The organism is Paenibacillus sp. lzh-N1, from assembly GCF_002872435.1.
GTDB classification, from domain to species: domain Bacteria; phylum Bacillota; class Bacilli; order Paenibacillales; family Paenibacillaceae; genus Paenibacillus; species Paenibacillus polymyxa_C.
Genome location: NZ_CP025696.1, coordinates 3598053 through 3612835, shown reverse-complemented (window position 1 = coordinate 3612835; position 14783 = coordinate 3598053). Strand labels below are relative to the sequence as shown.

The following is a 14783-nucleotide window of genomic DNA, read 5'->3' as shown; positions in this document are numbered from 1 at the left end:
CCTTGCTGTCGGCATTCAAAGTTATGTATTTTTCACACCAAACAGAAACATAATCAATCATAATTGGTTATGCCTGTGTTTCTATATGTATCATAACGGAAAATGGGGCTTAATACCAGTTTCCCTTACTAACTTCCTCTATTATAGATTTAACCCCTTGATCAATTTGGTCTGGCTGTGCACGCGAGATACTTATGCGCAAAAATTTTTCTTGTTCCCTGTAGCTTGATAAATAAAAGCCTTTGCCAGCTACAACCTGGATGTTTCTGGCGTTAAGGCTGTGTACCAAACGTTCCAAATTCACCGTCCTCGGCAGCTTAAACTGCGTATAAACGCCTGAGGTTGCAGCTGGAGTTTGGATGTACCCGGTCTGATTGTATCGCTCCACCGCCTTGTTCAAAATACGAACGCGCTCCGAATATAGTTTGGATATCGTGTGTTTATGGCGTTCATACATTCCATTTTTAATATAGATATCAAGTGCTGCCTGAGACAAAATCGATGTATCAACATATCGTTTATAGCTACTGAACGCCTTTAATAGGATTTCTGGCAGTACCGCAACCCCTAATCGCAAGCCAGGGAAAATGATTTTGGAGAAGCTTTTCAAGTAAATAGTGTGCTCTGTCTGATCGTATGCATAAATGGGATCAACAAGATGATCAACTCCCAAATCAGCCATATAGTCATCTTCTACGATGTACACATCATATTTGGCGGCCAAGGCAGCTATCGTTTTTCGTTCCTCCGTGTTATATGAGATACCTAGAGGATTATGATGCCTTGACATCGTATAAAAAAATTTGATGTTCTCCTGCTTAAATTGATTCTCCAACTCATGAAAATCCAGACCTTCCGCTGTCCGTGCAATCGTATTGACGGGTATGCTCTCTTCCTCCAAAAAACGCAAATAAATATCGTAGCTGGGCTGCTCGACCAAAATCTTTTCTTTGCCATTGGGAAACGGCATTTTTGCGAGTATCTCTAATGCCTGTTGAACACCTGAAGTAACGATAATCCGATCTGTTTTTGCAAATACCTGAGTATCAGCCAAATGGGAGACGAGCGTATGTCGTAATGTTTCCAATCCTTGCGAATCCCCGTAAGTGAACAGATGATATTTGTAGGTATCAATAGCCTGATTTAGACAATGCTGAAAATCCAGATAGGGAAAAACATTTAAATCCGGGGATGCTGAAGCAAAATCAACGCAGTCTGAAATATCGCTATGGTGTACGTCGCTGGGATTTTCCACTACATAGTATCCGCTTTGCGGTATGGAATAAATGGCATGCTTCCTTTCAAGTTCAGCATAAGCTCGCAGAATTGTACTTTTGCTGCACTTGTATAGCTCCGAAGCATCACGGACCGATGGTAGCTTGTAACCAGATCTATATTGTCCCTCGCGAATTTTAAGCTCTATATCTAATAAAATCGAAACATATTTTTTCACGATATCCTCCTGCCTGTTCTGTACATCCTTTTACATGCTTATTCCTTCTTATGTTTCTGTACATGCTTGATGTTAACATGGTTTATAGATAAACAGGATACCTCTTTTCATTAAACTGTACCCATACAGTTGTCATCCATAAATCATTGTAACCTCGCCAAAGGCTGTAACCTTATAGCTCATTTGCATATTGAGACGGTAGATGTGAAAAAGAGGCTGTTTCTTCATACTGGAAGAAACAGCCTTACTTAGTGATGATGTATGGATACGCCTATCTAGCCACTTGTACTGTACAAGAGCTGTAGGCGGGAGAGAGTAAACGATGGTTAGGCAACGAAGGAGATCGGATTAGTAGTAAGGCAGTAAGCTAATCGCTGTCAACGCAGCAAGCGGCAGAATCAAACGATTAAAGCGGCGACGTCCATATGGGAATCCGTACGCATAGGCGGGTACTGGGACCGGGTAAGGGTACGGATAAGGATACGGAGGGTACGGAGGATAAGATGCATAGCCGCCATAAGCACGAGAGCCGCATCCACAATTGTTAGGCGGATAGGGGAGATTAACATTCTCCATTTCTTCTCCACCCATAGGAACAGCTAAGTATATCTTTTCATCATCCACATGCTCTACAATTCCGTCATACATTGTCCCGTCCTTTACCCATACGCATACATAACGATGCATATGCTGTTGACATAGTGTTTTAGCATCCATCTGTTGCGATGCTGTAACATTTTCGGTTGTCATGCTTTTTTCCATGGTTGTTTCCTCCTAGGCTCTTGCATGTATACCGTATGTTATTCAAAAACGGGCTATGTGCTACATCAAATTGGGCGAATTCCGGCTTACAAAAAAAAGAAGCACCCCGGGAGCTCTTGGCAGAGCCCCTCTGAACGGACGTATGACGGGAAGATTTCTTCCGCAGCATACGTCCGCCGGGGTGCTGTATGATTAACTTGTCGGCTTAGCTGTATTATAACAACAGTTTGAAACTGTATCTGTGATCCGTATCACATTGCTTCAAAATGTTTCCATAACCACACGAGAGCCTCCACCAGCCTGCTCTGCGGGAAGAACAACTAGCTTGCGTGGGAGCCGGGCCCGCAATTCAGGCACATGACTAATCACACCAACAGATAATTGATCGTGATGCAGCTTTTCTAGCGAGGTAATCACTGTGTCAAGCAGTTCAGGGTCCAACGTTCCAAAGCCTTCATCCAGAAAGAAAAATTGAAGAGGGTATTGGCCTCGCAATTGAATTTGAGCTGACAGCGCAAGCGCAAGCGACAAAGAGGTCAGGAACGTTTCGCCGCCGGACAAGGTCGATACCGGACGTTTGACTCCACCGTTGGCATCATCACTAATAACAAAACCACCGCTGGAATCTACTTCTAGCGCATAGCGCTGCTTAGTCAGAAAACGCAGGCGGCGTGAAGCAGATTGGCTGACCTGCATGAGCTGCTCTTCGGCAATATATTCAACGAAGGCATTACCTCGAAAAACAGACTGGAGCTTGGACATTTTTTCCGCCTCACTACGCAGATGCAAACGATTGGACTCCAGCTCCATCCAGCGGACGTGCCGACGCTGCAAGTCCTCTAAATCACGCTCAGCCTTGGCGCGATTCTGAAGCGCCTCTTCGTCGCGTGCACGGCAATCACGCAGCCTCGCAGTGGTCGTTTCCCACTGTTCCTCTGTTACTGTTGCTCCATTCAACTGCTCTTCGACATGCTTTAAGCGGGAAGACAGCTCCTTCTCCCGTTCTCGGTGCAAACTCACTTCACGCTCATAACGTGCAGCTTCTTCCGGTCCCAAGCAGCATTCCATGACCTCTGCTTCCGTAGCAAAAGAGGAAGCTTCCAGACGGATACCCCAACGGGATTCTGCCGTCTGCCGTCTTTCTTCTGCCGAGTCGGAGGCCTGCCGCGCTATCAGTGAAGCATGAACGGCCTGCTGCTTACGTTCTTCCGCTTCGGTACGGCGGCGTGCAGCGGCTTCGGCTCCGTTTTTCAATCCCAACAAGCGTGAGGTCGCTTCTTCCAGCAATGAGGCTGCTTGGCCTTCTCCAACCCACTTCCGTAGCTGTTCTAGCTTTTCACGCAGCAAATCATCTTTACTTTGGAGCCCTGTACGACGGGCAATAATAATTTTGTCTTCCTCGATGATGCTTTGCTGTATCTGATGTACACGCGCTGCCTTTTCTTCGAGGAAGGTCACGCTTGTCTCCAGCCGGGATCGTAACTCCTCCGCACGCCGGTCGCGCTCCTGCATAGCGCGATAACGCTCCGCAGCTTGGTCGGGGCCGACATCCGGCAGCTGCGTCGCCCATTCGGCGCGTAGCCCCTCGCTGCGCGTGGTGCATGCCTCACGCTTGCTGCGCGCCTGCGCCAGTGCTGCAACCGCTGCCTCGTGCTCGGCGGCTGCACGGATACGCCGCTGCTGTCCGGCGGCGTCCGCCTCACGCAGTGCCTGTGCCTCGGCAGGCAGCGTATGCGCACGAGCTGCCAGCTCAGCCGCAGTACGCTCCAGCGCTGTACAGCGCTCCGCCCATACGGCGACACCGCGAGGCATAGCAGCCGCAGGCGTAAAAGGCTCGCCTGTGGCGGCAGCACCGCTGTCTGCGGCGGCGGGCTGCGCCAGCAGGCTGCGCTGCTCGTGCAACTGCTGACGCAGCGTGAGGCGCAGCTCCTGTAGGCCGAGCCGCAGGCGATGCAGCTCATCCGGCGCAGCGGAATCCGCGCCATGGGCCGCAACAGTGGCAGGCGCGGGGTGATGCAGAGAGCCACACACTGCGCATGGCTCTCCTTCACGCAGCTCGGCAGCGAGGTGCTGCGCGAGACGTCCGAGCTCCTCGGCACGGAGCTCGTGACGCAGCTGCTCCTCCTCGGCAGCCAGTGCCGACACGTCGGCTGTAATTTCCGCCTCCAGCGCCAGCAACGCCTCAATGCCTTCAGCCACTTGTGCAGCAAGAATAGAACGCCGTGCCTCCGTCTCCTGTGTCTCCTGCTCCATTAGCTTTAAACGTTCGTCTGCTAGCGCAAGCCGTTTCTCCTGAGTGGAATACTCCTGTTCAGCTTCACGCCATTGCTCATTCGCTGTCTCCAGCTGTTGCAGCCGCTGCACAGCCTCTTGTAGCATACACCGCTCATCTGCCCGCACTTCATTTTGCTTCAACTCCTGTTGAAGCTCCTGCTGCCGCTTCAAACCTCGTGTCTGTAACTCTTGTTCCTTTACGAGACCTGCGGCATGCTCAGCAAGTGTTTGTTCGCTATGCGCCAGCTCGACCGCCAAACGTTCCCGTTCAGTCCGCAGCACTTCCGTATCACGTTCCAGTTGAAGTGCCTGCTCCAGTTGGTCGATCCGAAGCAACAGCTTTGGTTCTTCCGCACTGAGTGCTTGCCGAGCCTGCTCGTCTGCTTGCACAGATACAAGCGCCGCCTCCGCTGCGGAGGCAGCCAGGACTGCCATTTGTTCAGCATTCTTCTGTCGTTTTTCTGCTTCGACAACGGCTTCTTTCCAATCCGTCAGTGCAGGCAGCAACGCCTCCGCTGCAGATGCTTGTCGCAGCTTACGCTCCAGCAAAGCAATGCCTGGTTCCTGTCTTGCCATCTCCTCCAGCTCGTTCACTCTTTGGCGAAGCTCGATGACCAGTTCCCGTGTTTTGTTCAGCGCCTCCGCTTCCCGTGAAACACGCTCTAGCTCGCGGCGCGAAGCCTCTGCATGGTCAATCGCTTCTTTAAGACGCAGCTTTACAAGCTCAAGCGCTTCAGCACTCGCATCCCCCAGCCCTTGCTGCTCCGCTTCCAACGATTTCAGGGCGATGTCGTTGTCCTTCACACGGCGGCTCAGCTTCTGTGCAAGTTGATCTCCGTACTTCTCCAGATGGAACAAACGCTGCAGCATCTGTCTGCGTTCACTGCCCTTTAAGGATAAAAACTCCGCAAACTTCCCCTGCGGTAATACGACAGCGCGCGTAAAATCGTCCATTTTCAGGCCGATATACTCCTCCACACAGCGTGTCACATCCTGTACCTTGTCGGCAAGCACTTCCTCGCCGTCTTCTGTATACGCAATAAAACGGCTAAGCGTATTATTAACCGATACGCCTCCTGCACGTTTGAAACGTCGTTCTACACGGTAACGGCGAGGTCCTTGAGCTGACATTAATTCAAACGTAAATGCTACAGACAACGTATCCTCGGCATGATTCATAATGCCTTGTGTACCATTCACCGCCCGCTCCACTTTACCGTACATAGCCAACGTAATGGCATCCAGCAACGTTGATTTACCACTACCCGTTGGACCAAAAATTCCGAACAGTCCCGTTTCGGTCAAATCGTCAAAGCGAATTTCCTGCGACTCCCGGTAGCTTTGCAATCCTGCCAGTTTCAGAAGGATCGGCTTCATACCTCATCCTCCTCAGCTTGGTCTCTTGCATCATCCTGTTCTACCAATTCCAGAAACAACTGTACTAATCCGTCATCCGGCTGTGCTCCGCCCGTCTGTCGTTGGTAAAACGCCCGGAACAGCTCATGAACCGGCAGTTCTGAACGTTGCTGTTCCAACTGTGCCGCAGCCATTTCTGGGTACACGGGGCGAATATGAATGATGCCTTCACGGCTTTTGCGCAACCGTTGAATATCTCCCATTGACATCGCTTCATCCAGCGTAATTTCCAGGTCAATAAAGGCATCAGCATCCAGTCCTTCATCCAGCCAGCGATATACCTCTTCCAGACCTCCCCGTGCTCGCCACCTCACTAATGGTCGTCCACTGGTAATATACAATTCCTCAACCTGTGCTGGCTTGCCGGCAATCACGTCAATTAACGTAACCGATTTGGCTTGTCCAGCTTCGGAAAAGCTATAAGCCAGCGGAGAGCCACTATAACGCATCAGCCCATCGCCCTTCACATATTGGGGACGATGCAAATGACCCAGAGCCGTATACTGCGCTCCAATGCTCAAAGCAGACGGATCTACGGTATAAGCTCCCCCGACCTGAATCGGGCGTTCCGAATCCGACTCCAGCCCGCCAAGCACATAAATATGGCTCATCGACAAATTAACGGTATCGGGCTGAAACGCTGTACCTAACTGCGACATCAGCATCCCTACACGGCGGCTATATGCCTCGCGTAATATGGTTTCATCCCCGTCTTCAGACAATAGCTCATTCAGACGAGACTCGGAGGGATATGGCAAGGCTGCAATACATGCCATTTCGCCCGTTCGCGGTGTACGAACGCGTACTGCTTCCCCATGAGGCAGTCCCAGCAATGTAATTCCACGCCCGCTCACCAGCGGGGTGACCGAGGCTACCCTTTCCGGCTGATCATGATTGCCGGCAATGACGACTAGCGGTCTTCCTCCAGCCGTAAGACGCGCAGATGCTTCATAAAACAATTGCTCTGCGGCGGCCGAAGGATTGACTGAGTCGTACACATCTCCAGCCATCATAATCAAATCAGCCTGCTGGTCGTCAGCCATTTTCACCAATTCTTCCAAAAACGCCTCCTGCTCCTTCAGTCGGCTTCGCCCTTCCAACGTGCGACCCAAATGCCAATCACCTGTATGCAAAATCCGCATGCTATTCCCCCTCTCCCTATCTATATATAACTACAACCGCACACTCTCTTCAGCTTCTATAAAATACAACCATTTCTCAGCAACCTTATTGCCTGTAATCTCTTCAATCACACGGGCATACAGCTCCAATTGAAAACGATATTGGTCCGTTAAATGTGACAGCGTACGATATTCGGAGACCCGGTCTGTTTTATAATCCAGCAGCACCAGTCCTTCGGGAGTTTCGAACAGACAATCAATGATCCCGTTCATCAGCACTTTATCGTCCTGCCCGCCTTCCGTAACTGTTTTCTGTTCTGGCAGCATCACAGGTAAACTGTGATTCCAGTAATCGGTTGCCCGCATGGTATAAGTAAACGGAAGCTCACGCTGAATACGGGATGAACGCAACATTCTGCTCCCCAGCTCACTTGAGAAAAATCTTAATATTTTATCCGTATCCAGCGCCTCTGCATGAACATCCAGTAAAATGCGTTGATTCAGCAAACGAGCCTTTGTTTCCTCAATAATTTCAGCGCTCATTACTCCATCTAAGGGCAGATGCAGCATCAACGTATGATAGACCGTCCCTCGTTCCGTAGGAGTCAGTCGCTGATTCCCCATAAACTTAGGTCTGCGCAAGTGTAATTGACTGCCCCCAGTGTCAGAATTTTCACAATCTTCTGGTAAGTCTGCTTGTTGGGAGATAGAAGATAGATTCAGCCAATCGTCCGATCCAATTTCCTGCATCTCCAGCCATCTTTTCATCTCTGTGACCGATGTATTGGCTGCTGTCTTGCCCGCCCGTTCATACGGGTAGGTCCAGGAAAGAGCCGAAGCAACATCCGTCTCACTCTCTTCGTTCAATTCGATTAGCTCGACATTTCTCAGTGCTTCTGTTTTCTTTTGGCGCTCTTCGGCCGATACCTCTTCTTCACGATCCGAGTTCACACGAGAGCCAGAAAGTGTTTCTGAGGCTACGATTTTAAATGACCAGTCTGCCCCCGGCATGTGTTCCAGTCTGTGATAATACCCATCCTGATCACCTGCCGCTTCCCTCAGCGAAATCGCAGAAGGATGCCGAATCAATGCAGGACCTACCCAGTCCAGATAGCTGCGACCTGCCGCCAGCATATAATCTGGTAATACTGTTTCCGTATGCTCCTTGGCACGTGCCCAACCCGCCGCGCGGGAAGCGAGATCCTTCACGGTTCCGGTCATAATCAGCTTTTCACGCGGACGAGTAAGCGCTACGTATAGCACACGCATTTCTTCAGCCAACAGCTCCAGCTGTGAGCGTCGACGGATCGCTAAATTAGGCAGCGTAGGGTAGCTGACACGGTTTTGTTCCTCCACATATTTAGGACCAAATCCCAACTCCTTGTGCATTAGAAACGGCGCATTCAGATCCTGCTGATTAAACATTTTTGCCGTCCCCGCAATAAACACGACAGGAAATTCAAGTCCTTTACTTTTATGAATGGTCATAATGCGGACAGCCTGATCGGGTTCAGTCCCCCCACTGATCGATCCTAAATCACCGCCCCGCTCCCGCAGACGGGAAATAAAGGTCAGGAATCGGAACAAGCCACGGTTGGACGTAGAAGTCTCATACTGTCTCGCTCGGTCATATAAGGCCCGTAGGTTGCTTTGACGCTGTGAGCCGCCAGGCAATCCACCCACCCAATCTAGATATCCTGTTTCCTCCAGCACATTCCAAATCAATGCACTTAAGCTGCCTTGTCTGGCTTCCTGCCGCCATGCGTCCAAATTACGCAAAAATGAGCGTAGTCGGGCAGACAACGTATTCCCGTCGTCCCTATGGACAGAGTGGGGTGGAGATAGCGAGTCCTCAGTGAAAAGATCCATCTCCAATACGTCAGCAGAGGTCCCTTTTACACTCTGCTCGACTTGTTCAGTCTCTGCTGCCGCCAGCAATGCATCATAAAATAATCCATCCGGCTTCTCTAGCCGAATTTGTGCCAGTTCATCTTCGGTCAAGCCGACAATTGGCGAACGAAGCACGGATGCAAGCGGGATGTCCTGCTGCGGATTATCAATAATGTGCAGGAGGGACAACATCACTTCAACTTCCGTTGCCTTAAAAAAGCCTGTCGTCTGCTCTCCAGAGGCTGGAATGCCCTCAAGCCGCAGTTCCTCGACAATTAAGGGAGCCCATACGCTTGCTGAACGAAGCAAAATGACAATATCACCGTAGACTGCTGGACGCATCGCTTTTAATCCCCTATCGTAAATCAACAGTGGTTGTCCAGTATCTCCAGTCAGCTCCTTAATCCGTTGCGCGATCGCACGAGCCTCTAACTGTGCCGTTTCGAGCTCCGCAAGCTCGGCCAGCTCACTTTCCTGTAAAGCCGATTCGTCCCCCATTTCAGGTAGCTCCAAAGTCTCGGAAAGACCACGTCCACCTTTATCAACTAACAGCAGCTCAGGTGCGTATGCAGACGCAGCTTCCTGCTCTGTCTTCTCGGGATAGGACGCGCCGTGCACCAGCCATGCTCGTTCATCGTATTCAATTTCCGCTACATCCACACTCATAATCTGGCGGAACACCAAATTAACCGCATCGACAACTTCCTCCCGACTGCGAAAATTACGCGCCAGATCAATCAAAAAGCCATCTTCCTGCTCCTGCATACCGTACCGTTGATACTTATTCAAAAACAGCCCTGGCTCGGCCAGTCGAAACCGATAAATACTCTGTTTCACGTCTCCCACCATAAAACGGTTACCCGGTTCCTCGCGTGATACCAGTCTAACGATATCTTCCTGTACGGTATTCGTATCCTGATACTCATCCAGCAACACCTCGTCGAACTGTTCCTTGTATTCAAGTGCAGCATCGGAAGGGAGCAGCTTGTACGGAGTGGAGTCGGGATGTCTTAATATTTTGAGACAATAATGCTCCAAATCACCGAAATCCACCAGTCCTTTTGACTGCTTGTGCTGTTGAAATCGTTCCCCGAAAGCAATCACGGTCTCCACCAATTCGTCCATCAGAGGAGCCGTCGCATGCAGTTCCTCCAAATAAGCTTCTGCTCTCCTACCGAACAGGGAAGCCTTCATATCTGTAATCATTTTCTTGGCAGCCTCGCGTAGCGTCTTAACCCGTTCCTGCAATGCAGGCTCGGTTTGATCTTTTTTGACTGGCTTGAGCTTACCAAAGGACGCTGCCTGAAAATGATCATACAAGGATGCCCACGGCTGTGTCTCCAGCTCCTGCAGCAATTCCTTCACCATCGCCGCATCTTCTTGCAGCGTCATGGCATAGGGTGCAGGACCGCCAGGCTGTATAGCTGTTTCATGCGCCTGTTCCAGCAAACTCGCGGCTCCGCGCAACGAAAGTGCAGCATCCGCCAAAATACTGCGAACCCAGGGAGTCTCCCCCAACGCAGCTACATCCTGTACACGAAATGCTGCTGCCGTCTCCCGCAGCCAATGCTCCGGCCAAGGATGACTTTGCGAAAAATCATACAACCGCTGAACAAGCACATACATGGCATCATCGGTGCGTTCTCCACTAAACCAGTCGACCAGTCTACGGAATGTGCTGCCTTCATCATGGGCCTCATATTTCTCCTCAAACAGTTCTTCTAATAGCTCTTGGCGCAGCAATTCTGTTTCATGCTCATTCATAATCCGAAAGCCGGGATCAAGAGGAATGGCCTGATAATGCCTGCGGATGACCTCCATACAAAAAGAGTGAAGTGTCGTAATCGAGGCTCGATTCAACAACGATAGCTGTCGGCGCACATGTTCACTTTCCGGTTCCTGTTCCAGCACACGTTCCAGGGCTTCGCGTATCCGTTGACGCATTTCAGCGGCTGCAGCCTTCGTAAAGGTCGCCACCAGTAACCGATCCACACTGAAGCCGAGCTGGGGATCGACAATTTTGCGAATAATACGCTCTACCAGCACTGCTGTTTTACCAGAACCCGCCGCTGCCGCGACCAGCATGTTGTTACCAGACTCCGAAATGGCACGCCACTGATCATCACTCCACATACTTCCTTCCGGCTTCGGCAAGCCTTTAGCGTTTGACGTGTTTATCATTGCTTCATTTCTCCTTTCCCTTCCTGTGTATGACCGAGCAGATCCCAGACCTGATCCTTACCCGGTTTCCCCCATTGGTTGTAATCATTGCCTTCCAGACTGTCATCAAATTGACAAACAGGCTTAAAAGAACAGAAGGTACATGCCGTTTCTTGCTGGATGCGATAAGGTTCAATGGCAACATCGCCCTCTGTCATCCGTGTGCCAATCGTCCGAATGTTGTTGCGCACCGAAGCTAACAGGCTATCCCACTGTTCAGGCGAAGCAACGGAAGCACTGCTATAAAAACTGCCGTCTGCTTTCACCGCAACAGGTAAAATAGAGGAATATCCCTTGTCCAATGCTGTATCCATTTGCCCAACTACATCCCGATCCGCGAGCAACAATCCCTTCATCTTAAAGCGTTTCAAAAGCTCCTGACGAGCCTGTTCTGCACTAAGGCCATTAGGTGATTGCAGCATCGGATTGTGGACGTGAAAGTACAGTGTACCCGCCGGATAAGCAGTCTCGCCCAACCATTCCTCCGCCGCATTCAACAGCACGTCCAAGTACGTGAGCATTTGCAGAGATAAGCCATAATACACCTCATGTAGCTTAAGATCCTTTTGGCTGGACTTGTAATCAATGACACGCAGAAGTAAGCCTTTTTCTCCTTCTGCCACATCCACACGGTCAATCCGTCCGACAATTTCCATCACAACGCCGTTATCTAGTCGGAAGCTTAACGGAGGAAGCAGCTGACCTGGTCCAAAGTCCAACTCCAGCCCAATCGGCTCAAAGCTACCTCTCCGTGCATGTTCACCCAAAATTAGCGAAGCTCGGCTCACGATGTCTTTTAACTTGCGCAAAATATAGCCATACCGCTTGGAGCTCATTAAAATCTCGCCTTGCAGACGAGGTGCCAAACGCTCCACCGTACTTTCCGCCTCTTGGCGGCATTCCTCGGTGCTGAGACTTCCCCAGCTGACATTGCGTTCACGCAGATTGATCGCCATCTCACCAAGCGCTGCGTGGAATAATTGTCCGATATCCGGAGCCTTCAGACGATACATTTGACGTTCCTTCAAACGAAGACCGTGAGAGGCAAAGTGAGAAAATGGACATGCGACAAAACGTTCCATACGAGATACGCTGGTGCGCAGCTTGCTGCCATATAGACGGCGACTCGTTTCCTTCTGCATTTCGGCATGATTTTCGTAAAAAAGTGAGGTCAACAGCTGACGCAGCTTGTCCTTCTCACGCCCCTGCTGGCTGGCATACCAGTTATACACCTCCCACCAGGGAGATAAAATATCACCGCCACGCCGCCAATGCCGTAATTGCGCAATGAGCTGCGGCAAAGCCTCGGACGGATGGGAAGCATACTCCCATTGCGTCGTCCAAGCGTCTCCAGGCAAAGGGTATCCGGCCAGTGGACGTTCATCCAGACCAGGAAGCAGTTGCCGCACATGTCGCACTAACTCTGACGGCAGCAATGGCTTGCCTTCTTCATCAGTCACCGCATAGCTCATCCATAGGCTTTTACCGGCTGAGGTAAGGGCCGTATAAGCGAGAAAGCGTTCGTCCAACAGACGTCTTGTCATATCTGGTGCCAGGTCTACGCCTTGTTCGTTCAATGCCGTACGTTCCTGCTCATTCAGCACACCATCCTCATGGAACACAGCCGGCATTACTCCTTCGTTCATCCCTAGCACAAAGGCATGTTGAATACCCGATACACGTGTACGGTCCGTATTTCCGACCAGTACCTGATCCAGAGCCGGTGGAACAAGCCCCATACGGAACTCAGCCAATCCCGTTTCCAGCACACCCGCAAACAAAGCAGTATCCAGTCTCTCATCACCCATCATTTCGACGATTTGATCCAGCAATTCAAGCACCGCATCCCATACCTGGCGGTGCTCCTTCGCCTGCTCAGGATTTCCTGATTCCTCTGCCTGATGAATGAAGGCGTCCAGCTTGTGACCAATTTCTGCATCCTCCAGCAACAGATACACGGCTTCACACTTCTCAAGCGCCGTTCGTGCCTTACCCATACGCTTCTCAAAAGCATGTAAAGGCGTCACAATCACATCTCGGCACAACTCCATCAAATCCAGCGTTTCATCCCGTTGACGGTTCCGTTCCTGTTCCTCCAGCTCCAGTGACAAGCTGGGTACAGCCTGCCATGGTCGGCCATCTGTCCAACGGCTGCCTTGTATTCCACAGGCCAGCACATAGTTTTCCAGACGGTCCATCTGCTCGCGGCTCACTCGACCGTCCAGCGGCAATAGAAGGTCTGTTTTGACCGCACGAAAAACATCCTCATATCGCCAGCGTCGCTGCACGATATCCAGTGAAGCCCGAATCAATTCCACTAAGGGATGATGAAGTATACTTCTCCGCTGATCCAAAAATACTGGAACCTGATATTGCTTGAATATCGGTTCCACCCATGGCTCATAATCTTCAATATGACGCACAAACAGGGCCATCTCCCGATAACGCGCGCCCTCTTCACGGGCCAGGCGGCGCATTTCGCGTACGGCTCCTTCCAGCTCGGCACGGCGATTTGCCGCAGCATACAGCTTTATACCCTCCGGTTGTGTATCTGCCCATTGCTCTCGTAGCTGCTGTAGCCGCATCCGCTGTTCCTGATTCCGCAGCCCTGTACGATGTTCGAAATTAGCCTCCAAATACGCCAACGCTGGACGCTCCTTAAATCTCGGCATCGGATCGGGACGTAATAACTGTGTCTGCGTTTCAATCATCAGCTCGTCTGCCATTCCTTTAAGCTTGACGTAGGTAGCCGCCGAAGGATGAAACAAATCCAGCTCATGCGGAAGCTGGCCGCTTTCGTAGCTGCGGTTACAGGTCAACGTCACCGTCAGCGAGGAGGCGTGCAGCATAAGCTGCTCCACCACCTTATATTCATGCGGTGTAAACCTTCGGTAGCCATCCATCCAAATATCTGCTCCGCGTATAAGTGAAGACTGTGCAATCTGTTCTGTTAGCATGTGAAGCGTATCTTCACCATCGATATATTTAAGCGTCAGCTCCCGTTCAAAATCCTCATAGATTAGACTGATATCCTTCAGCTTGCCTCTTAATATCGGGGCGGACTCCCCCGCAGCATGCATTCTCTCCAGTTGTTCCGGTACAGACCGAGCATCATTTCCGTACTGCTTTAACTCTGTAAACAACGTATTCAACCGATCCACAAAACCGAGTTGATCTCCCGAATCCTTAAACAAACTCAGTTCATCCTTGCGACGACGAATAATTTTATATAAAAGCATCTTCTTGCCTTCTTCTGTTACAGGCACCAGGGCTGAACCCCCTGTTTCCTGCATGACTAAATAGGCAAGACGATGGAATCCCATCACCTGGGCGCGCACCGACCCCTGAATACCGTTTCCGGCTTCTGTAAGCAACGCATGCTCTGAAGCAAATGACGATTGCTCGGGCACAAGTAACAGCATAGGTTTACCTAGCGGCTCCTCGCGTAACATAGACGTCATTTCATTGCGGATTAACGTGCTTTTACCACTACCAGAGCGGCCAATCAATAAGCGGACCGACATGATGCGGCCTCCTTTCCAACCAAAAACATTCTATTAAACAGTATAGCATATCAGGCAAAGGAGAAAAGAACGTACGTTTGCCATGTTGTAGCAATTGATCCCTTCTCAAAAACAAACAGTCCC

General features: G+C 50.6%; 6 protein-coding genes. All 6 read right to left on the bottom strand.

Annotation, left to right across the window (positions count from 1 at the left end):
- Positions 1-109: 109 nt before the first annotated feature.
- Positions 110-1453, bottom strand: a complete 1344-nt coding sequence (locus C0638_RS16460; protein ID WP_058710656.1) for an aminotransferase-like domain-containing protein — start codon at positions 1451-1453, stop codon at positions 110-112.
- A 348-nt stretch (positions 1454-1801) separates the two neighbouring features.
- Positions 1802-2215 carry a hypothetical protein gene (locus tag C0638_RS16455; RefSeq protein WP_013372154.1) on the bottom strand — a complete coding sequence of 138 codons (414 nt, stop codon included), beginning with the start codon at positions 2213-2215 and terminating at the stop codon, positions 1802-1804.
- 261 nt (positions 2216-2476) lie between these two features.
- Positions 2477-5866, bottom strand: a complete 3390-nt coding sequence (locus C0638_RS16450; RefSeq protein ID WP_102163634.1) for an AAA family ATPase — start codon at positions 5864-5866, stop codon at positions 2477-2479.
- On the bottom strand, positions 5863-7047 hold the full coding sequence (locus C0638_RS16445) for an exonuclease SbcCD subunit D (RefSeq protein WP_058710230.1): 1185 nt from the start codon (positions 7045-7047) through the stop codon (positions 5863-5865). Before C0638_RS16445 ends, C0638_RS16450 begins: the two co-directional genes overlap by 4 nt.
- A 30-nt stretch (positions 7048-7077) precedes the next feature.
- Complete coding sequence (gene addA / locus C0638_RS16440) at positions 7078-11097, bottom strand: helicase-exonuclease AddAB subunit AddA (protein ID WP_058710231.1); 4020 nt, start codon at positions 11095-11097, stop codon at positions 7078-7080.
- Positions 11094-14660: a helicase-exonuclease AddAB subunit AddB gene (gene addB / locus C0638_RS16435; RefSeq protein ID WP_058710232.1), complete on the bottom strand. Its 3567-nt coding sequence runs from the start codon at positions 14658-14660 to the stop codon at positions 11094-11096. The genes addA and addB overlap by 4 nt, the downstream gene beginning before the upstream one ends.
- Positions 14661-14783 lie beyond the last annotated feature (123 nt).

Excerpts from the sequence above, each read along its gene's own strand:
- C0638_RS16455 (WP_013372154.1), bottom strand. The coding sequence starts at position 2,215 with ATGGAAAAAAGCATGACAACCGAAAATGTTACAGCATCGCAACAGATG.
- C0638_RS16450 (WP_102163634.1), bottom strand. The coding sequence starts at position 5,866 with ATGAAGCCGATCCTTCTGAAACTGGCAGGATTGCAAAGCTACCGGGAG.
- C0638_RS16445 (WP_058710230.1), bottom strand. The coding sequence starts at position 7,047 with ATGCGGATTTTGCATACAGGTGATTGGCATTTGGGTCGCACGTTGGAA.
- addA (WP_058710231.1), bottom strand. The coding sequence starts at position 11,097 with ATGATAAACACGTCAAACGCTAAAGGCTTGCCGAAGCCGGAAGGAAGT.
- addB (WP_058710232.1), bottom strand. The coding sequence starts at position 14,660 with ATGTCGGTCCGCTTATTGATTGGCCGCTCTGGTAGTGGTAAAAGCACG.